General features: G+C 60.3%; 16 protein-coding genes. 11 read left to right on the forward strand and 5 right to left on the reverse strand.

What is annotated here, in order from left to right; translation table 11 throughout:
* Positions 1 to 60: 60 nt before the first annotated feature.
* Both ACYZUC_RS22545 and ACYZUC_RS22550 read left to right on the forward strand, forming a co-directional pair.
* Positions 61 to 627, forward strand: a complete 567-nt coding sequence (locus tag ACYZUC_RS22545; protein WP_461990482.1) for a GNAT family N-acetyltransferase — start codon at positions 61 to 63, stop codon at positions 625 to 627.
* Between the two features lie 79 nt (positions 628 to 706).
* Positions 707 to 1,870: a retropepsin-like aspartic protease gene (locus ACYZUC_RS22550; protein WP_461990484.1), complete on the forward strand. Its 1,164-nt coding sequence runs from the start codon at positions 707 to 709 to the stop codon at positions 1,868 to 1,870.
* 785 nt (positions 1,871 to 2,655) lie between these two features.
* On the opposite strand, the gene gbcA is transcribed toward ACYZUC_RS22550, so the two are convergent.
* Positions 2,656 to 3,951: a glycine-betaine demethylase subunit GbcA gene (gene gbcA / locus ACYZUC_RS22555; RefSeq protein ID WP_414912705.1), complete on the reverse strand. Its 1,296-nt coding sequence runs from the start codon at positions 3,949 to 3,951 to the stop codon at positions 2,656 to 2,658.
* Positions 3,952 to 4,234: 283 nt separating this feature from the next.
* On the opposite strand from gbcA, the gene gbcB reads away from it, so the two are divergent.
* The gene (gene gbcB / locus ACYZUC_RS22560; protein ID WP_461990486.1) at positions 4,235 to 5,335 is read left to right on the forward strand and encodes a glycine-betaine demethylase subunit GbcB; all 1,101 of its coding nucleotides are present in this window, start codon (positions 4,235 to 4,237) and stop codon (positions 5,333 to 5,335) included.
* Between the two features lie 120 nt (positions 5,336 to 5,455).
* Here the strand turns inward: gbcB and ACYZUC_RS22565 are convergent, their stop codons facing one another.
* Both ACYZUC_RS22565 and ACYZUC_RS22570 read right to left on the reverse strand, forming a co-directional pair.
* A complete protein-coding gene (locus tag ACYZUC_RS22565) occupies positions 5,456 to 6,280 on the reverse strand; it encodes an SDR family oxidoreductase (RefSeq protein ID WP_461990488.1) in 825 nt (274 codons plus the stop codon).
* Positions 6,281 to 7,006: 726 nt separating this feature from the next.
* Positions 7,007 to 8,047: a threonine aldolase family protein gene (locus tag ACYZUC_RS22570; protein ID WP_008035042.1), complete on the reverse strand. Its 1,041-nt coding sequence runs from the start codon at positions 8,045 to 8,047 to the stop codon at positions 7,007 to 7,009.
* Between the two features lie 133 nt (positions 8,048 to 8,180).
* Here ACYZUC_RS22570 and ACYZUC_RS22575 point away from each other — a divergent pair, with 133 nt between their 5' ends.
* The 8 genes from ACYZUC_RS22575 (at position 8,181) to fdhA (ending at position 18,216) form a co-directional block, all read left to right on the forward strand.
* The gene (locus ACYZUC_RS22575; protein ID WP_461996747.1) at positions 8,181 to 8,891 is read left to right on the forward strand and encodes a TraX family protein; all 711 of its coding nucleotides are present in this window, start codon (positions 8,181 to 8,183) and stop codon (positions 8,889 to 8,891) included.
* 283 nt (positions 8,892 to 9,174) lie between these two features.
* On the forward strand, positions 9,175 to 10,428 hold the full coding sequence (gene glyA / locus ACYZUC_RS22580; protein ID WP_461990490.1) for a serine hydroxymethyltransferase: 1,254 nt from the start codon (positions 9,175 to 9,177) through the stop codon (positions 10,426 to 10,428).
* Positions 10,429 to 10,451: 23 nt separating this feature from the next.
* Positions 10,452 to 11,702 (forward strand): sarcosine oxidase subunit beta, encoded by a 1,251-nt coding sequence (locus tag ACYZUC_RS22585; RefSeq protein WP_007947735.1) that lies wholly within the window; start codon positions 10,452 to 10,454, stop codon positions 11,700 to 11,702.
* Between the two features lie 14 nt (positions 11,703 to 11,716).
* Positions 11,717 to 12,046, forward strand: a complete 330-nt coding sequence (locus ACYZUC_RS22590; protein ID WP_008035036.1) for a sarcosine oxidase subunit delta — start codon at positions 11,717 to 11,719, stop codon at positions 12,044 to 12,046.
* Complete coding sequence (locus tag ACYZUC_RS22595) at positions 12,043 to 15,060, forward strand: sarcosine oxidase subunit alpha (protein WP_461990493.1); 3,018 nt, start codon at positions 12,043 to 12,045, stop codon at positions 15,058 to 15,060. The genes ACYZUC_RS22590 and ACYZUC_RS22595 overlap by 4 nt, the downstream gene beginning before the upstream one ends.
* Positions 15,061 to 15,205: 145 nt before the next feature.
* Entirely contained in the window at positions 15,206 to 15,838 is a 633-nt protein-coding gene (locus ACYZUC_RS22600; protein ID WP_008035033.1) for a sarcosine oxidase subunit gamma, read from the forward strand.
* Between the two features lie 138 nt (positions 15,839 to 15,976).
* Complete coding sequence (purU, locus tag ACYZUC_RS22605) at positions 15,977 to 16,834, forward strand: formyltetrahydrofolate deformylase (RefSeq protein WP_461990495.1); 858 nt, start codon at positions 15,977 to 15,979, stop codon at positions 16,832 to 16,834.
* A 182-nt stretch (positions 16,835 to 17,016) separates the two neighbouring features.
* On the forward strand, positions 17,017 to 18,216 hold the full coding sequence (gene fdhA, locus ACYZUC_RS22610) for a formaldehyde dehydrogenase, glutathione-independent (protein WP_017341178.1): 1,200 nt from the start codon (positions 17,017 to 17,019) through the stop codon (positions 18,214 to 18,216).
* Between the two features lie 157 nt (positions 18,217 to 18,373).
* On the opposite strand, the gene ACYZUC_RS22615 is transcribed toward fdhA, so the two are convergent.
* Positions 18,374 to 19,048, reverse strand: a complete 675-nt coding sequence (locus tag ACYZUC_RS22615; protein ID WP_461990497.1) for an anti-sigma factor — start codon at positions 19,046 to 19,048, stop codon at positions 18,374 to 18,376.
* A complete protein-coding gene (locus ACYZUC_RS22620) occupies positions 19,045 to 19,680 on the reverse strand; it encodes a sigma-70 family RNA polymerase sigma factor (RefSeq protein ID WP_461990499.1) in 636 nt (211 codons plus the stop codon). The genes ACYZUC_RS22615 and ACYZUC_RS22620 overlap by 4 nt, the downstream gene beginning before the upstream one ends.
* Positions 19,681 to 19,806 lie beyond the last annotated feature (126 nt).

The raw sequence follows: 19,806 nt of genomic DNA on the forward strand, positions 1-19,806 counted from the left end.
ATTAATATTGCCTGACACACCGCCTTCGCGAGCAAGCCCGCTCCTACAAGGGACAAAATAATGACCGTTGAATTTCGTTCGGCCTTGCGCAGCGACGCGCGGGATATTGCCCGTTTGTTTCAGATTTCCTCGGAAGGCGCTTCGGATTACATCTGGAGCCAAATCGCCGAACCCGGCCAGGACCTGTTGGACGTCGGCGCCCTGCGTTACGCCCGTGACGACGTGGATTTTTCCTACCAGAACTGCCTCATCGCCGAGGCCGACGGCCACGTCATCGGCATGATGCACAGCTACGTGATGCGCCACGATCCGCTGGCCGAGCCCACGACCGACCCGGTGCTGGCGCCTTACGCCGACATGGAAATCCCCGACACGCTCTACATCTCCAGCCTCGCGCTGCACGAGGGCTGGCGCAACCAGGGCCTTGGCAAGCAGTTCCTCGCCCACGCTCACGAACGCGCCAGCCAGTTGGGGCTCAAGGGCTTGAGCCTGATCGATTACGCCGTCAACACCGGCGCCCGTCGGTTCTATGAGCGGCATGGTTTCCGCATCGTCGATACCTGCCAGATCACGCCACACCCGATGATTCGGGTGACCGGCGACGCTTACCTCATGCAGTGGCCCTAGTGAGCTACATTTCTTAATGAGCGGCCCGAGGCGGCAGCAGCGCTGATTCATAAAACTCGTTTTCAGGAATGGGTTGCTGATGAACACGGTCAGTCGGCGTGAGACATGTCTGATCTGTGGCGTGATGCTGATTGTGATGACTGCGGCCGCTGATACCCGCCAGGGCGATCCGGATTTCTATCAATGGATCGACTCTGCGCAGGGGCGGCACGCCTCCCTGGCACAGATGAAGCAACACTGCGATCAGGTGTTGGCGCCCGATAAAAACCTCAATTGTTCAGTCACCGTTCTCGCCAGAATGTTCGAGACCAAGGCCGCCAACCAGCTGCCCGATTACTACCTGGCAATCAAGCTGCGCCATGCTCAAGCCATCGCCAATGACCCTGAACTCCAACAGTTGTTCTCCATGTTCGGCGGTGAATCAATCGCGACCTTGCGACAGGTCGCCGATTTCTCGCTGACAAAATCACCGCGACGCGAAGTGCTGCCGATTCATCCTTTCCCGAATGATGGCCACGTGACGAATGAGGTGCTGCCGTATCTCGATGTCAAAGCCGCCAACGGTGTTTCGGCGTGCTTCATTCTGGACACGGGCGCCCCGCAAACCCGGGTCAACAGCGAAACCGCGAAGCAGATGGGCATCAAGCTGCTGACCGACTCTGATTACGGCTACAGCACCTTCTACGGCGAGCGGGACCTGGCGGCCAAACTCGGAATCCTTGAGTCCCTGAAGATCGGTGCAAGCGAGTTCAGGAACGTCCTGGTGTTTGTCAGTGAGCGGGATAACTTATTGGGGCTCGATCTGATCGGTAAGCTGGGACGATTGAACATTACGAAAAAGACGCTGGAGATCAACGCTGCGGCGCCCACACGATGTGATTCGCCGGTCACCTTCGTGCGTATCGACATCAATCAACGATTGACCCTCGCTGCGCGGCTGGATCGGCGTGCGACCGTGGCGATTATCGACACCGGCAATGTGGATTACCTGACATCCGCCTCGCCCGGCGCTTCACCTGTTCATGTCATCGATAAGCCGCACCACCTGATCTTCAAGGGCGAGTTGAGCCTGTCCGGGCGTACCCGATTGATCGCCTATAAGTACTATCCGGACTTTACGATCCCGCCATCGATGCTGCTTGGGCAGTACGTGCCGTCGATCTTGCTCGGATGGCGTGCATTCAATGATTACGAGCTGAATCTGGATATTGCTTCGGGCTTGTCCTGTTTCAACAGGGTTTGATCACGGTTACCCACAATCCCTGTTAGCGCTTCTGTGGATAACGTGTTCGCCCATCGCTACACACCATACAAATCAAGCCCTGCGAGCCTTCGTACAAAAAACAACCAGCCTAAGTTGCGGTTTTTTCGAGCTTTTTCCAGAGGGTAAGTCTGTTCGTTCGCCAATACTTGCCCCCAATCTCTGTTGGCGCTTCTGTGGATAAGATGTTCGCTGTCCGCTACAGGCCATATAAACCGGGCTTGTTAGCTGCATGATTAAAAAATGATCAATTTGCCGGTTTGGAGGGGCGAACCTCGGGTAAACCCAGATTTATCGCGGCTTTTGGCGGTTTTCCACAGAGGCAGCGAAGTTGCCCCCAAAGTCTGTTGGCGCTTCTGTGGATAAGGTGTTCGCCATCCGCTACAGGCCACGTATTGCGTGGCTTTCAGGTGTGAGATCAAAAAACAACCAATCGCTGTTGAAAACCCTGCTTCTGGATAAGTCACGGATTTTCTTCGGTTTCTGTGGAGAAAGTTTGGGGTCATCGCACACTTGTCCCCATTAGCTGTGGGTGGAGGTGTGGATAACTTGTTTGCGGAAGGCTGGGAGCCACGAACGGCATAGCGCCGAACGGCATAGATCATATTTCGTACAGTTCTAAGGTCGCGGAGAGTCAGAAGGGGATGTGTTGCGAGGGATGGCGTCATCGCGAGCAAGCTTGCTCCTACAGGTCTGAGGCGTTCACAGAACTTGTGTACGACTCAGATCCTTTGTAGGAGCAAGCTTGCTCGCGATGCTTTTGATCTTTAACCCTGAACCGGAACCCCTTTGAGGTAAGGCGCAGGCTCCGCGCCGAGGTTGTTCAGCAGACGCTCGCTGTACCAGTCCACAAAGTTAACCACACCAAACTCATAGGTCTTGGAGTAAGGCCCTGGCTGGTACGCCGAGGAGTTGATGCCGCGCTGGTTTTCTTCAGCCAGACGACGGTCCTGGTCGTTGGTGGCATCCCAGACCTGGCGCATGCGTTCCACGTCGTAGTCGACACCTTCGACCGCGTCCTTGTGCACGATCCACTTGGTGGTGACCATGGTTTCCTGCGCGCTGATCGGCCACACCGTGAAGACGATGATGTGGTCGCCCATGCAGTGGTTCCACGAGTGCGGCAGGTGCAGGATGCGCATCGAGCCCAGGTCCGGGTTCTTGATGCGGCCCATGAGTTTGGCGCAACCCTGTTTGCCGTCCATGGTCATCGACACGGTGCCCTTGAGCAGCGGCATGCGCACGATACGGTTACGCAGGCCGAAGCTGGCGTGGGCGTAAGGAATCTTTTCGGCTTCCCAGGCAGCGGCGGACGCGGCGACGTGGTCCTTGAACGCCTGGTCGGCGCGCGGGTCGGTAACGTCGTCCCATTCCAGCAGGGTTTTCAGCAGCTCCGGGTGCGACGCGTTGCAGTGGTAGCACTCGCGGTTGTTTTCCAGCACCAGTTTCCAGTTGGCTTTTTCCATCAAGGTGGTGGTAATCGCCACCTTGGTGTTCTCCATGTCGTACGGTTCCATGTAATGGTTCAGCGTCGACAGAAAGTCATCGATGGCCGGTGGATTCTCCGACAGGCTGATGAAGATGTAACCGCCGGCGGTCTTCACGTTCACCGGTTTCAGGCCGTATTGCTTCATGTCGAAGTCGGCGCCCATTTCGGTGCCGGCGAACAGCAGGCGGCCGTCCAGCTCGTAGGTCCACTGGTGGTAGTGGCAGACCAGCTTGGCGACCTTGCCTTTTTCACTGGTGCACAGCCGCGAACCGCGGTGACGGCAGACGTTGTGGAAGGCGTGAACCACGCCTTCGGCGCCGCGAATCACGATGATCGGGTTCTTGCCGACTTGCAGGGTCAGGTAGTTGCCCTTGGTCGGGATCTCGCAGGTCATGCCGGCGATCAACCACTCTTTCTGGAAGATCTCCTGCATGTCGATATCAAACAGCCGCTCGTCAGAGTAAAACGGCTGCGGCAGCGAAAAGGTGCGCTCGCGCTCTTGCAGCATCTGTGCGGTGGCCTTGCGTGCGGGTTCCAGCGGATCGCCCAGGCTGATTTTTGCGGTGACGTCCATCGATGTGATCCTCAAGGCCATTCTGTGTGGCCGGCGAAAGTGGCTAATCAGGTTTGCTACGCAAGGTGTAAAGGGTATGTCTTGGTATGGGGCGAGTGTGGGGCCGCCGTTGCGCGGAACCTTATCCATGGGCGACATGGCCCAATCTGTTCCCGACGCGCAACCCCCGGTAGTTGGGGGCTGGTCGCGATAAGTATGTGAATGTCGCAGATAGGTAAATGGGTGGCCTGCGCTATACGCAGAATCGTCAACATAAGGCCGACCATCGGCGGTGGAGAACAGCATGTCCAACAGCTTCCTGAATCCGGTAACCACCCAGACCTGGGCCAATGGCCGACACATCGTCCGTTGCGTCAAAGTCATCCAGGAAACCTGGGATGTGCGCACCTTCTGCTTTATGGCCGACCAGCCGATCCTGTTCTTCTTCAAACCGGGTCAGTTCGTCACCCTGGAACTGGAAATCGAAGGCGTGCCGATCATGCGCTCCTACACCATTTCCAGCTCGCCCTCGGTGCCGTACAGCTTTTCGGTAACGATCAAGCGCGTACCGGGCGGCAAGGTTTCCAACTGGCTGCACGACACCCTGCATGAAGGCCAGGAACTGGCGGTGCACGGGCCGGTCGGGTTGTTCAACGCCATGGACTTCACCGCGCCGAAAGTGCTCTACCTCAGCGGTGGTGTCGGTATTACGCCGGTGATGTCGATGACGCGCTGGTTCTACGACACCAACGGCAATGTCGACATGGTGTTTATCCACAGCGCCCGTTCGCCCAAGGACATCATTTACCACCGCGAGCTGGAACACATGGCGTCGCGGATCGACAACTTCAGCCTGCACCTGATCTGCGAAAAGCATGGTCTGGGTGAACCGTGGGCCGGCTATCGCGGTTATCTGAATCACAAGATGCTCGAGTTGATGGCGCCGGACTTCCTTGAACGCGAAGTGTTCTGCTGCGGCCCGACGCCGTACATGAACGCGGTCAAGCGCATGCTCGAGGCCGCTGGCTTCGATATGAAGCGCTATCACGAAGAGTCCTTCGGCGCGACGCCACCGGAAGCCCGCGCCGATGCGGTGGAGCAAGCCGAACAAGCGGCGGATGCGCCGGAAGTCGACGTGGCGGATCTGCATCAAGTGGAATTCACGGCCTCCGGCAAGAGCATTCGCGTGGCGCCGGGTGAAACCGTGCATGCGGCGGCGGCCAAGCTCGGTCTGTTGATTCCCAAGGCCTGCGGCATGGGCATCTGCGGTACGTGCAAGGTGATGAAGCTGGGTGGCGAGGTCGAAATGGACCACAACGGCGGGATCACCGAGGAAGACGAAGCCGAAGGGTACATTTTGTCGTGCTGCAGCGTGCCGAAGGGCGACGTGCGTATCGAGTTCTAACAGGCTGCTCAATGACCCCTGTAGGAGCGAGCCTGCTCGCGAAGGCGTAGTTTCAGGTGACATCAATGTTGCTGATCCACCTTCGCGAGCAGGCTCGCTCCCACAGGTTTTCGTGTTTCTTCAGTCGATAAACAGATCCGGCATCAGCGTGTCGCTGCTGTCAGGGGCGAACCGATAGTGTTCGAATTCGATTACGCCATTTTCCCGCAGAATTTCCTCGTCAATCAGCAACCGGCCGGTGATGCTGCGACCGCTGCTGTCCAGGATGACGTGGGCGGCGTCCGCCATGATTTCCGGCGTGCGCGCATGTTTGAACGACTCGCGTGAGCCCAATTGAAACTCGATGGCGGCAGTGGCGATCATGGTCTGCGGCCACAGCGAGTTGACGCTGATGCCATAGTTCTTGAATTCCTCGCTCATGCCCAACGTGAGCATGCTCATGCCGTATTTGGTCACGGTGTACGGGCTGTATTGGGCGAACCACTTGGTTGCCAGGTTCAGTGGCGGTGACAGGTTGAGGATATGGCCGCTGCTCTTCTTCAAGTAAGGCAAGGCTGCCTGGCTGCATAGCAATACGGCGCGGGTGTTGATCTGGTGCATCAGGTCAAAGCGCTTGAGTTCGATGTGCTGAACCCCGGTCAGCTTGATCGCGCCGGCGTTATTGATCAGCGCATCGATGCCGCCGAAATGTTCGTTGGCCTGGGCCAGTGCCTCACGCACCGCGACTTCATCGCGCACATCCACTTGCAAGGCCAGCGCCTTGCCGCCTACGGCTTCGACTTCCTTTGCGACACTGAAAATCGTGCCCGGCAATTTGGCGTGCGGCTCGGCACTTTTGGCTGCAATCACGATGTTGGCCCCATCGCGCGCGGCCCGCAGCGCGATCTCACGACCAATCCCGCGGCTGGCGCCGGTGATGAACAGGGTTTTGCCTTGAAGGGACATGCGTACGCTCCTGATTATTGTTACTTGAGCGTTTCAATGTAGACCAACATGCGTGGTGCATCTTGCCATCAGGCATACCGCGTTGTCTGGATCGCCAGCAAGCCGGTTCCTACAGGGTTTGTGTCGTACACGGAATGGGAGGCAGGGCGCGAATGTGTAGGAGCCGGCTTGCCGGCGATGGCGGAGTGTCAGGCACACCGCGTCGTCTGGATCGCCAGCAAGCCGGCTCCTACAGGTTATGTGTCGTACACGGAATGGGAGGCAGCGCGCGAATTTGTAGGAGCTGGCTTGCTAGCGATGGCGGTGTGTCGGGTGTACCGCGTCGCGGCAATCGCCAGCAAGCTGGCTCCTACAGGGTTTGTGTCGTACACGGAATGGGAGGCAGGGCGCGAATTTGTAGGAGCTGGCTTGCTAGCGATGGCGGTGTGTCAGGCACACCGCGTTGTCTGGATCGCCAGCAAGCCGGCTCCTACAGGGTTTGTGTCGTACACGGAATGGGAGGCAGGGCGGGAATTTGTAGGAGCTGGCTTGCTAGCGATGGCGGTGTGTCGGGTGTACCGCGTCGCGGCAATCGCCAGCAAGCTGGCTCCTACAGGGTTTGTGTCGTACACGGAATGGGAGGCGGGGCGGGAATTTGTAGGAGCTGGCTTGCCGGCGATGGCGGTGTGTCAGGCACACCGCGTTGCGGCAATCGCCAGCAAGCTGGCTCCTACAGGGTTTGTGTCGTTAGCGGGACATTACTTCGCGGATATCTGCCGCCAGTTCGCGTACGCGTTCTTCCTCGGTGTCCCAGGAGCACATGAAGCGGGCACCGCCGTTGCCGATGAAGGTGTAGAAGCGCCAGCCCTTGGCGGTCAGTGCGGCGATGGCCGGTTCCGAGAGTTGCAGGAACACGCCGTTGGCCTGCACCGGGAACATCAGTTCCACGCCCTGGATATCGCTGACCAGTTCCGCCAGCAGTTGCGCACAATGGTTGGCGTGGCGGGCATATTTGAGCCAGGCATCGTTTTCCAGAATCCCGACCCACGGCGCCGAGAGGAAGCGCATTTTCGAGGCCAGTTGCCCGGCCTGCTTGCAGCGGTAGTCGAAGTCTTCGGCCAGTTTGTGGTTGAAGAACAGAATCGCCTCACCCACTGCCATGCCGTTTTTCGTGCCGCCGAAGCAGAGCACGTCAACGCCGGCCTTCCAGGTCAGGTCGGCCGGCGTGCAGCCTAGGAATGCGCAGGCGTTGGAGAAACGCGCGCCGTCCATGTGCAGGTTCAGGCCGAGTTCTTTGCAGGTGGCGCTGATGGCGCGGATTTCTTCCGGGGTGTAGACGCTGCCGACTTCGGTGGCCTGGGTCAGGGTCACGACGCGCGGTTTCGGGTAGTGAATGTCCTGGCGCTTGAGGGCCACTTCACGGATCGATTCCGGGGTCAGCTTGCCGTTCTCGGTGCGGGCGACCAGCAGCTTGGAGCCGTTGGAAAAGAACTCCGGCGCGCCGCATTCGTCGGTTTCGACGTGGGCGGTTTCCGAGCAGATCACGCTGTGGTAACTCTGGCACAGCGACGACAGGGCCAAGGAGTTGGCGGCGGTGCCGTTGAACGCGAAGAACACTTCGCAGTCGGTTTCGAACAGTTTGCGGAAATCATCGGACGCGCGAGCGGTCCATTCATCGTCGCCGTAGGCGCGCTGGTGGCCGTGGTTGGCCTGTTCCATCGCCGCCCAGGCTTCAGGGCAGATACCGGAATAGTTGTCGCTGGCGAATTGTTGGCTCTTATCGGTCATGGCCCTGCTTTCCGTGGTCGGGACGCTTATGGTGAAGCGTCTCGTGGTCAATGATGGTGCGCACTTTACCGAAGATCATCCGGCGAGCACACAGGATGCGTCTGACAGAAAAATACAAAGACGACGGGCGATTATGCACATGACTCAACGGGATGGGGCACTGGATCTGCTCAAGTGGCTGGCGCTGCTGAGCATGGTGCTCGATCACCTGCGATATGTCGGTTATTCCCTCGATCTGCTGTATGTGCCCGGACGACTGGCGTTTCCGTGGTTCTGTCTGGCAATGGCGGCGAACCTGTCGCGTTCACGACAAGTAACACATCAATGGCGGTATCTGGGCTGGTTGGTTCTATTCAGCATCATTAGCGAAATCCCCTACAGGATGTTCATTCCTGATCCCGATACCCTCAACGTAATGCCGACGCTGGCGCTCGGATTGCTGGTTGCGCGCGGCTGGCAGCACCCGATGCTGCAATCACGACTGATCGCGGCGGGCGCGCTGATCCTGGCGGCGCTGTTCCCGGAGCGACTGATGTTCGGCTTCTTCGGTGTGCTACTGCCCCTGGTCATGCTGCTGGTGATCCGGCGGTCCTGGTATTTCAGCCTGTTGCCGGGGTTGATCTGTCTGGCCGCCAATCAGTGGGAGGTGCTGTATTACTCCGCCCGGCTGGGGAATCGTGCGGCGATCTTCGGTATAGCCACGTGCCTGATCGCGCCATGGCTGGGGCTGGTCTTGTTGCGACATGGGCGACATATCAAGCCACCGCCAATGCGGCGCTGGGCGTATGCCCTTTATCCGCTGCATTTCCTCTTGCTGTTACTCGTCCGCCAGATCGCCGCATAACCCCTGTGGGAGCGAGCCTGCTCGCGAAGGCGGCGTATCAGCAACATTGATGTCGCCTGACACTCCGCCTTCGCGAGCAGGCTCACTCCTACAGGGGATCTCCGCTGGTTCGGGGGGCGTGTTCGGCATGCCATTTCCCGCCATGTCGTAAACGCACCTTTGCGTGGCGTCCGTAGGCATTTGACCTGTCTGCGCCGGTCATACCATCGCTATCAAAGGGCACTGCCGAAACGCCGTGCCTTACCGAGACGAATGGCGCACAGATGCCGCTGGGAGAGACGCGATGTTCAGCAAGCAAGACCAGATCCAGGGTTACGACGATGCACTGCTGGCGGCGATGAATGCCGAGGAGCAACGCCAGGAAGATCACATCGAGCTGATCGCGTCCGAAAACTACACCAGCAAACGCGTCATGGAAGCGCAGGGCAGCGGCCTGACCAACAAATACGCCGAAGGTTATCCGGGCAAGCGCTACTACGGTGGCTGCGAGCACGTCGACAAGGTTGAAGCGCTGGCCATCGAACGCGCCAAGCAACTGTTCGGCGCCGATTACGCCAACGTGCAGCCACACTCCGGTTCTTCGGCCAACAGCGCCGTTTACCTGGCCCTGCTGCAAGCCGGCGACACCATTCTGGGCATGAGCCTGGCCCATGGCGGTCACCTGACCCACGGCGCCAAGGTTTCGTCTTCGGGCAAGCTGTACAACGCCGTGCAGTACGGCATCGACACCAAGACCGGCCTGATCGACTACGACGAAGTCGAGCGCCTGGCCGTCGAGTGCAAGCCGAAAATGATCGTTGCCGGCTTCTCGGCTTACTCCAAGACCCTCGACTTCCCACGCTTCCGTCAGATCGCCGACAAGGTCGGTGCGCTGCTGTTCGTCGACATGGCCCACGTTGCCGGTCTCGTCGCTGCCGGCCTGTACCCGAACCCGCTGCCGTACGCCGACGTGGTGACCACCACTACCCACAAGACCCTGCGCGGTCCGCGTGGCGGCCTGATCCTGTGCAAGGCCAACGAAGAAATCGAGAAGAAGCTCAACGCAGCCGTATTCCCGGGTGCCCAGGGCGGCCCGCTGATGCACGTGATCGCCGGTAAAGCGGTGTGCTTCAAGGAAGCGCTGGAGCCCGGTTTCAAGGTTTACCAGCAACAAGTGATCGATAACGCCCAAGCCATGGCCGGCGTATTTATCAAACGCGGCTACGATGTAGTGTCCGGCGGCACCGATAACCACCTGTTCCTGGTCAGCCTGATTCGTCAGGGCCTCACCGGCAAAGAGGCGGATGCAGCACTCGGTCGCGCCCACATCACTGTGAACAAGAACGCTGTCCCGAACGATCCACAGTCGCCGTTCGTCACTTCCGGCCTGCGCATCGGCACCCCTGCGGTGACCACGCGCGGCTTCAAGGTGACCCAGTGCGTCACGCTGGCCGGCTGGATCTGCGACATCCTCGACAACCTCGGCGACGCCGATGTCGAAGCGAACGTCGCGCAGCAAGTGTCGGCCCTGTGCGCGGACTTCCCGGTTTATCGCTGAGCGCGGTTTTGGAGTAAATGACTATGCAACGCTACTCGGGCTTCGGCCTCTTCAAACACTCCCTCAGCCATCACGAAAACTGGCAGAAAATGTGGCGCACGCCGACCCCTAAAAAGGTCTACGACGTGGTCATCGTCGGCGGCGGCGGGCATGGTCTCGCCACGGCTTACTACCTGGCCAAGGAACACGGCATCACCAACGTGGCCGTGGTCGAAAAAGGCTGGCTGGGCGGCGGTAACACCGCGCGCAACACCACCATCGTTCGCTCCAACTACCTGTGGGACGAGTCGGCGCACCTGTACGAACACGCGATGAAACTGTGGGAAGGCCTGTCCCAGGACCTGAACTACAACGTGATGTTTTCCCAGCGCGGCGTCTACAACCTGTGCCATACCCTGCAGGACATTCGTGATTCCGAGCGTCGGGTCAGCGCCAACCGCCTCAACGGCGTGGACGGCGAACTGCTCGATGCCAAGCAAGTAGCGGACGAGATTCCGTACCTCGACTGCTCCAAGAACACCCGCTACCCGGTGATGGGCGCAACCGTCCAGCGTCGCGGCGGCGTGGCCCGTCACGATGCCGTGGCATGGGGCTTTGCCCGTGCCGCCGACGCACTCGGCGTGGACCTGATCCAGCAGACCGAAGTGATCGGTTTCCGCAAGGAAAACGGCGTGTGCATCGGCGTTGAAACCAACAAGGGTTTCATCGGCGCCAAGCGCGTCGGCGTGGTCACGGCCGGTAACTCCGGGCACATGGCCAAACTTGCCGGTTTCCGTCTGCCGATCGAATCCCACCCGCTGCAAGCGCTGGTGTCCGAGCCGATCAAGCCGATTATCGACAGCGTGATCATGTCCAACGCCGTACACGGTTACATCAGCCAGTCCGACAAGGGCGACCTGGTGATCGGCGCCGGTATCGACGGCTACAACGGCTACGGCCAGCGTGGTTCGTACCCGGTGATCGAGCACACCATCCAGGCCATCGTCGAGATGTTCCCGGTCTTGTCCCGCGTGCGCATGAACCGGCAGTGGGGCGGCATCGTCGACACCACGCCGGATGCCTGCCCGATCATCTCGAAAACCCCGGTCCCGAACATGTTCTTCAACTGCGGTTGGGGCACCGGCGGCTTCAAGGCAACACCTGGCTCGGGCAACGTGTTTGCCGCGAGTCTGGCCAAGGGTGAAATGCACCCGTTGGCCGCACCTTTCTCCATCGACCGTTTCCACAACGGTGCGTTGATCGATGAACACGGCGCTGCTGCGGTTGCCCACTAACAGGAGAAATCCCCATGTTGCATATCTTCTGTCCTCACTGCGGCGAGCTGCGCTCTGAAGAGGAATTCCACGCATCCGGCCAGGCGCACATCCCGCGTCCACTGGATCCGAACACCTGCACCGACGAGGAGTGGGGCGACTACATGTTCTTCCGCGATAACCCTCGCGGCCTGCACCACGAGCTGTGGGATCACGTTGCCGGTTGCCGTCAGTACTTCAACGTCACCCGCGACACCGTGACCTACGAGATTCTCGAGACCTACAAGATCGGCACCAAGCCACAATTCACCGACAAGACCGATAGCTCGAAAGCGGCTACGACGGCTCTGGGAGAGAAGGTATGAGCCAGATCAATCGCCTGTCCAACGGCGGACGGATCGACCGCAACAAAGTGCTGAGCTTCACCTTCAACGGCCAGACCTACAAAGGCTTTGAAGGCGATTCCCTGGCCGCTGCACTGCTGGCCAACGGCGTCGACATCATCGGTCGCAGCTTCAAGTACTCCCGTCCGCGCGGCATCTTCGCCGCCGGTGCCGAAGAGCCGAACGCCGTGCTGCAGATCGGCGCGACCGAAGCCACGCAAATTCCGAACGTACGCGCCACGCAACAAGCGCTGTACCAGGGCCTGGTCGCCACCAGCACCAACGGCTGGCCGAGCGTGAACAACGACATGATGGGGATTCTCGGCAAGGTCGGCGGCAAGCTGATGCCACCGGGCTTCTACTACAAAACCTTCATGTACCCGCAATCGTTTTGGATGACTTACGAGAAGTACATTCGTAAGGCTGCAGGTCTTGGCCGCTCGCCGACCGAGAACGATCCGGACACCTACGACTACATGAACCAGCATTGCGACGTGCTGATCGTCGGCGGTGGCCCGGCTGGCCTGGCCGCTGCTTTGGCAGCCGCTCGCAGCGGTGCTCGCGTCATCCTGGCCGATGAGCAGGAAGAGTTCGGCGGCAGCCTGCTCGACTCCCGCGAAAGCCTCGACGGCAAGCCTGCCGTGGAGTGGGTCGCCAGCGTCCTCGACGAACTGAAGAACACCCCGGACGTGCTGCTGTTGCCGCGCGCCACGGTCAACGGCTACCACGACCATAACTTCCTGACCATCCACGAGCGCCTGACCGATCACCTCGGCGACCGCGCCCCGATTGGCCAGGTGCGTCAACGCATCCACCGCGTGCGCGCCAAGCGTGTGGTGCTGGCGACCGGCGCTCACGAGCGTCCACTGGTCTACGGCAACAACGACGTGCCGGGCAACATGCTCGCCGGCGCTGTGTCGACTTACGTCCGTCGCTACGGCGTGGCACCGGGTAAAAAACTGGTGCTGTCGACCAACAACGATCACGCCTACCGCGTTGCACTGGATTGGCTCGACGCCAGCCTGCAAGTGGTGGCCATCGCCGACGCCCGCAGCAACCCACGTGGTGCGCTGGTGGAAGAAGCCCGCGCCAAAGGCATTCGCATCCTGACCGGCAGCGCCGTGATCGAGGCCCGTGGCAGCAAGCACGTGACCGCCGCTCGCGTTGCCGCGATCGATGTCAAAGCCCACTCCGTGACCAGCCCTGGCGAGTGGCTCGAATGCGACCTGGTTGCCAGTTCCGGCGGTTACAGCCCGGTGGTTCACCTGGCTTCGCACTTGGGTGGCAAGCCGATCTGGCGTGAAGACATCCTCGGTTTCGTACCGGGCGAAGCACCGCAGAAACGCGTGTGCGTCGGTGGCATCAACGGCGTCTACGGTCTCGGCGATTCGCTGGCCGACGGTTTTGAAGGCGGCGCTCGCGCAGCCAGCGAAGCCGGTTTCAGCGTGGTCGAAGGCACCTTGCCGAAAGCCCTGAGCCGTCTGGAAGAGCCTACGTTGGCGCTGTTCCAGGTGCCGCACGAAAAGAACACCGCACGTGCGCCGAAGCAATTCGTCGACCTGCAAAACGACGTCACCGCCGCCGCCATCGAACTGGCGACCCGCGAGGGCTTCGAGTCGGTCGAGCACGTCAAACGCTACACCGCACTGGGCTTCGGCACCGACCAGGGCAAGCTCGGCAACGTCAACGGCCTGGCCATCGCCGCCCGTTCGCTGAACGTGACCATCCCGCAGATGGGCACCACCATGTTCCGTCCGAACTACACGCCGGTGACTTTCGGCGCGGTAGCCGGCCGTCACTGTGGGCACATCTTCGAACCTGTCCGCTTCACTGCGCTGCATCACTGGCACGTGAAGAATGGCGCCGAATTCGAAGACGTCGGTCAGTGGAAACGTCCTTGGTACTTCCCGAAAAACGGTGAAGACATTCACGCCGCCGTGAAACGCGAATGCAAAGCCGTGCGCGACAGCGTCGGCCTGCTGGATGCGTCGACCCTCGGCAAAATCGACATTCAAGGCCCGGATGCGCGTGAGTTCCTCAACCGCATCTACACCAACGCGTGGACCAAGCTCGACGTGGGCAAGGCGCGTTATGGCCTGATGTGCAAAGAAGACGGCATGGTCTTCGACGACGGCGTCACTGCTTGCCTCGCCGACAACCACTTCGTGATGACCACCACCACCGGCGGCGCTGCACGCGTGCTGCAATGGCTGGAAATCTACTCCCAGACCGAATGGCCAGAGCTGAAGGTGTACTTCACTTCCGTGACGGATCACTGGGCAACCATGACCCTGTCCGGGCCGAACAGCCGCAAGCTGCTCAGCGAAGTCACCGACATCGACCTGAGCAACGAAGCCTTCCCGTTCATGACCTGGAAAGAGGGCCTGGTCGGCGGTGTGCCGGCGCGGGTGTTCCGGATCTCGTTTACCGGTGAGCTGTCGTACGAAGTCAACGTGCAAGCCGACTATGCGATGGGCGTGCTCGAGAAAATCGCCGAGGCCGGCAAGCAGTACAACCTGACGCCGTACGGCACCGAAACCATGCACATCCTGCGTGCGGAGAAGGGCTTCATCATCGTCGGTCAGGACACTGACAGCTCGATGACCCCGGACGACCTGAACATGGGCTGGTGTGTCGGTCGCACCAAACCGTTCTCGTGGATCGGCTGGCGTGGCATGAATCGCGAAGACTGCGTGCGTGATCAACGTAAACAACTGGTGGGCCTGAAGCCGATCGATCCGACCAAATGGCTGCCGGAAGGTGCGCAACTGGTGTTCAACACCAAGCAGACGATCCCGATGACGATGGTCGGTCACGTCACTTCCAGCTACCTGCACAACTCCCTCGGTTATTCGTTTGCCATGGGCGTGGTCAAGGGCGGCTTGAAGCGGATCGGCGAGCGCGTATTCGCACCGCTGGCCGATGGCAGCGTGATCGAGGCGGAAATCGTTTCTTCGGTGTTCTTCGATCCGAAAGGCGATCGCCAGAACGTGTGATTGCCGGATGTGGTGCATCTGATGCACCGCATCGCCGGCAAGCCGGCTCCTACAGGATGTATGCGATTTGTAGGAGCCGGCTTGCCGGCGATGACGCCAGATCAGTCACCGCAAGCCTCACAACAGAATTCAGGAAAGGTGCTTTATGACCGCAGCCAATGTTTACCAACAACGCCCAACCACCGGGGCCAAGGCCGAGTCGTCGTTGCATCATGCCGACCTCGCCAGCCTGGTCGGCAAGGGCCGCAAAAACGCCGGCGTGATCGTGCGTGAGAAAAAACTCCTCGGCCACCTGACCATCCGTGGCGATGGCCACGATGCCGCGTTCGCCGCTGGCGTGCACAAAGCCCTGGGCATCGAATTGCCGAGTGCGCTGACCGTGATCGTCAAGGGTGAAACCAGCCTGCAATGGATGGGGCCGGATGAGTATTTGCTGATCGTGCCGACCGGCGAAGAATTTGCCGCCGAGAAAAAGCTCCGTGAAGCGCTGGGGGACCTGCACATCCAGATCGTCAACGTCAGCGGTGGCCAGCAGATCCTCGAACTGAGCGGTCCGAACGTGCGCCAGGTGCTGATGAAGTCCACCAGCTACGACGTACACCCCAACAGCTTCCCGGTCGGCAAGGCTGTCGGCACCGTGTTTGCCAAATCGCAACTGGTGATCCGCCACACCGCCGAAGACACCTGGGAACTGCTGATCCGTCGCAGCTTCTCGGATTACTGGTGGTTGTGGTTGCAGGATGCGGCGGCCGAGTACGGGCTTAGCGTTCAGGCTTGAGATTGCCTTCGCGGGCAAGCCTCGCTCCTACAGGTCCGCGCCGTACACATCATGTGCGAACGACCCAAAACTGTAGGAGCCGGCTTGCCGGCGATCAACCGCGCAGCGGTTGCCCATAACAACAGGAGTCACCGCACTATGAGCCGCGCCCCAGACACATGGATTCTGACCGCCGACTGCCCAAGCGTCCTCGGCACCGTGGACGCGGTGACCCGCTTTCTGTTCGAGCAGGGCTGCTACGTCACCGAGCACCATTCGTTCGATGACCGGCTCTCGGGTCGCTTCTTCATCCGCGTGGAATTCCGTCAGCCTGATGGCTTCAACGAACAAGCCTTCCGCGCAGGCCTGGAAGAACGCGGCCAGGCCTTCGGCATGATCTTCGAGCTGACCGCGCCGAACTACCGGCCGAAAGTGGTGATCATGGTCTCCAAGGCCGATCACTGCCTCAACGATTTGCTCTACCGCCAACGCATCGGCCAGTTGTCGATGGACGTCGCCGCCGTGGTTTCCAACCACCCGGACCTCAAGCCGTTGGCCGACTGGCACCAGATTCCGTATTACCACTTCCCGCTCGACCCGAACGACAAGCCGTCGCAAGAGCGCCAGGTGTTGCAGGTGATCGAAGAGTCGGGCGCCGAGCTGGTGATTCTTGCGCGCTACATGCAGGTGTTGTCGCCGGAGCTGTGCCGCAAACTCGATGGCAAGGCGATCAATATCCATCACTCCCTGCTGCCCGGTTTCAAAGGCGCCAAGCCGTATCACCAGGCCTACAACAAGGGCGTGAAACTGGTCGGCGCTACGGCGCATTACATCAACAACGACCTGGACGAAGGCCCGATCATCGCCCAGGGCGTGGAGGTGGTGGACCACAGTCATTACCCGGAAGATTTGATCGCCAAGGGGCGGGATATCGAGGGGCTGACGTTGGCCAGAGCCGTTGGATATCACATTGAGCGACGGGTGTTCCTCAACGCCAATCGCACGGTTGTTCTTTAGATCGCCTTCGCGGGCAAGCCTCGCTCCTACAGGGGCATGCGTTCCAAATGTAGGAGCGAGGCTTGCCCGCGAAGGGGCCCTTACAAACAACACAAGACACACAGGCAATAACCCGAGCAATCAACGCGCCGCCGATCCTGGGCGACGCGGCTATTACATAAAAACAACAGCGAGGTGAAAGCATGTCTGGCAATCGTGGTGTGGTGTATCTCGGCGCTGGCAAGGTCGAAGTACAGAAAATCGACTATCCGAAAATGCAGGACCCGCGTGGCAGGAAGATCAACCACGCCGTCATCCTGCGCGTGGTTTCCACCAACATCTGTGGTTCCGACCAGCACATGGTGCGGGGTCGTACCACCGCTCAAACCGGTCTGGTACTGGGCCACGAAATCACCGGTGAAGTGATCGAGAAGGGCAGCGACGTCGAGAACCTGCAGATCGGCGACCTGGTGTCCGTTCCGTTCAACGTGGCTTGCGGGCGCTGCCGTTCCTGCAAGGAAATGCACACCGGCGTCTGCCTCAGCGTTAACCCGGCACGTCCGGGCGGTGCTTACGGTTATGTCGACATGGGCGACTGGACCGGCGGCCAGGCTGAGTACGCGATGGTGCCGTACGCTGACTTCAACCTGCTGAAACTGCCTGACCGCGATCGCGCGATGGAAAAAATCCGCGACCTGACCTGCCTCTCCGACATCCTGCCAACCGGTTACCACGGCGCAGTGACTGCTGGCGTTGGCCCGGGCAGCACGGTGTACATCGCCGGTGCCGGTCCGGTTGGTCTGGCCGCTGCCGCTTCCGCTCGCCTGTTGGGCGCGGCGGTGGTGATCATCGGTGACGTCAACACCGTTCGCCTGGCGCACGCCAAGGCGCAGGGCTTCGAAATCGCCGACCTGTCCCTGGACACGCCGCTGCACGAACAGATCGCCGCGCTGCTGGGTGAACCGGAAGTGGATTGCGCCGTCGACGCCGTAGGCTTCGAAGCACGCGGTCATGGCCATGACGGCGTGAAGCACGAGGCTCCGGCCACCGTGCTCAACTCGCTGATGGGCGTGGTTCGGGTGGCTGGCAAAATCGGTATCCCTGGCCTGTACGTGACTGAAGATCCAGGTGCCGTGGACGCGGCCGCGAAAATGGGCAGCCTGAGCATTCGCTTCGGTCTGGGCTGGGCCAAATCCCACAGCTTCCACACCGGCCAGACCCCGGTGATGAAGTACAACCGCCAGCTGATGCAGGCGATCATGTGGGACCGCATCAACATCGCCGAAGTGGTGGGCGTTCAGGTGATCAGCCTGGATCAAGCACCTCAGGGCTACGGTGAATTCGATGCGGGCGTACCGAAGAAGTTTGTGATCGATCCGCACAAACTGTTCAGCGCGGCATAAGGCTTCACGCAATGCAAAACGGCGACCCTCGGGTCGCCGTTTTTTATGGTGTGTATGCCAAACACTGTAGGAGCCGGCTTGCCGGCGATGGCGGTGTATCTGGCACACCGCGTTGCCTGAATCGCCAGCAAGCCGGCTCCTACAAGGGGCGGTGTGGTCAAAGTGCTGCGAGCGCACCTTGATAGAGAACCGGTCCGGTCGGTTGGCCAGTCGGCGAACCACCCTTCGGCTCAAGACTCACCGCCAGCGCAATCGGCTTGCCGATCAACGCTTTCTGCGCATCGCTCAGCTCGACCCGACCCTTGCCGCCCAGCGGAATCACGCCAAGGGAAATCGGTTTGCCATCCGCCGGGATCGCCCACAACTCCAGGCTGCGTCCCGGATCAACCGCGGCCAGCGTCAGCGGCTCGACCTTCAGATAATCTTCATGCGCTTCAACCTTCAGCGCTGGCTGCGCGTCGGCCGTCAACAACGTAGCGCTGTAACGTGCACTGTCACGGGTATAGAGCACGCCCAAGGTCACCGCGATCACCAGTGAACAGACGGCCGCCGTCATCCGCAGCCAGTTCCAGAAAGGACGTTTCTCAGGCACATGCAGCACTTGCGGATCAATTCGCGCAGTAATGCCGCGCCACACGCGATCCGGCACAGGGGGTTCGGGCAGCGCTTCAGTCAGGCTGGCCAGGCTTTCCTGCCACTGCGCCAGTTCTGCACGCAACGCCGCATCGTCCAGCAACAACTGCTCGAAACGCCGACGGGCGGAAGCGGGCATCAGGCCAATGGCGTAATCGGCGGCGAGGGCGCGGCGCAGGGGCGGGGTTTGATAGTTCATGATTCAAGGCACCGGCGCAGGCGTTCCATGCCACGGCGGATCCAGGATTTCACCGAGCCCAGCGGCGCGGCCAGGTGTTCCGCCAGTTCGGTACACGACAGCCCCTGAAAGTACGCGACAGTGATCGATTGACGCTGCATGCCTTCAAGACTGTCCAGGCAACGGTTCAACGCGCTGGCGTCGCGGGCGCGGCTCAATTGTTCGTGGGCCGAGGGGCTTTCATCCACCAGCGCTTGCTCTTCAAGATCAGTCAGCGGCCGGTCGCGGTGTTTGCGCAACTGGTCAATCGCTTGGTTGCGCGTGATGTTGATCATCCAGGTCAACGGCGCCGACAGATGCGCCTCGTAGCGCGATGCGTTGTTCCAGATGCGCACGAAGCTTTCCTGCAACACTTCTTCCGCGAGATCCGCACGCCCCATGAACCGCAGGGCAACACCGTGCAAACGCGGGCCGACATGACGGTAAAGCGTCTCGAACGCGCGGCGGTCGCCCAGTGAGCATTGGGCCAGAAGCTGCCTGAGCTGATCGGTGTCGGCGAGGGAAATAACGGTTCTCCAGGCGATGGCAGGGCGGCAGCGGGTTCTGCCCGGTTGTTCACAGGCTAGTTCAGCGGGAGCGGTCGTGCCATTCATCGCGCGGCATCCGGGATTTCACGTTTTATATACGCGAGCGGGCTAAAAATGGATGCACGCCTGAGGAACATGCCGGCAGAAGCCGAGTCAAATCGGCAGGTTTTTCCGCTCGTTGCCGGGCGGTTT

This window comes from Pseudomonas sp. GT1P32 (assembly GCF_054897805.1).

What these genes read in the sequence shown, in the direction of transcription:
- ACYZUC_RS22545 (WP_461990482.1), top strand. Translation starts at nt 61, where the DNA reads ATGACCGTTGAATTTCGTTCGGCCTTGCGCAGCGACGCGCGGGATATT.
- ACYZUC_RS22550 (WP_461990484.1), top strand. Translation starts at nt 707, where the DNA reads ATGAACACGGTCAGTCGGCGTGAGACATGTCTGATCTGTGGCGTGATG.
- gbcA (WP_414912705.1), bottom strand. Translation starts at nt 3,951, where the DNA reads ATGGACGTCACCGCAAAAATCAGCCTGGGCGATCCGCTGGAACCCGCA.
- gbcB (WP_461990486.1), top strand. Translation starts at nt 4,235, where the DNA reads ATGTCCAACAGCTTCCTGAATCCGGTAACCACCCAGACCTGGGCCAAT.
- ACYZUC_RS22565 (WP_461990488.1), bottom strand. Translation starts at nt 6,280, where the DNA reads ATGTCCCTTCAAGGCAAAACCCTGTTCATCACCGGCGCCAGCCGCGGG.
- ACYZUC_RS22570 (WP_008035042.1), bottom strand. Translation starts at nt 8,047, where the DNA reads ATGACCGATAAGAGCCAACAATTCGCCAGCGACAACTATTCCGGTATC.
- ACYZUC_RS22575 (WP_461996747.1), top strand. Translation starts at nt 8,181, where the DNA reads ATGCACATGACTCAACGGGATGGGGCACTGGATCTGCTCAAGTGGCTG.
- glyA (WP_461990490.1), top strand. Translation starts at nt 9,175, where the DNA reads ATGTTCAGCAAGCAAGACCAGATCCAGGGTTACGACGATGCACTGCTG.
- ACYZUC_RS22585 (WP_007947735.1), top strand. Translation starts at nt 10,452, where the DNA reads ATGCAACGCTACTCGGGCTTCGGCCTCTTCAAACACTCCCTCAGCCAT.
- ACYZUC_RS22590 (WP_008035036.1), top strand. Translation starts at nt 11,717, where the DNA reads ATGTTGCATATCTTCTGTCCTCACTGCGGCGAGCTGCGCTCTGAAGAG.
- ACYZUC_RS22595 (WP_461990493.1), top strand. Translation starts at nt 12,043, where the DNA reads ATGAGCCAGATCAATCGCCTGTCCAACGGCGGACGGATCGACCGCAAC.
- ACYZUC_RS22600 (WP_008035033.1), top strand. Translation starts at nt 15,206, where the DNA reads ATGACCGCAGCCAATGTTTACCAACAACGCCCAACCACCGGGGCCAAG.
- purU (WP_461990495.1), top strand. Translation starts at nt 15,977, where the DNA reads ATGAGCCGCGCCCCAGACACATGGATTCTGACCGCCGACTGCCCAAGC.
- fdhA (WP_017341178.1), top strand. Translation starts at nt 17,017, where the DNA reads ATGTCTGGCAATCGTGGTGTGGTGTATCTCGGCGCTGGCAAGGTCGAA.
- ACYZUC_RS22615 (WP_461990497.1), bottom strand. Translation starts at nt 19,048, where the DNA reads ATGAACTATCAAACCCCGCCCCTGCGCCGCGCCCTCGCCGCCGATTAC.
- ACYZUC_RS22620 (WP_461990499.1), bottom strand. Translation starts at nt 19,680, where the DNA reads ATGAATGGCACGACCGCTCCCGCTGAACTAGCCTGTGAACAACCGGGC.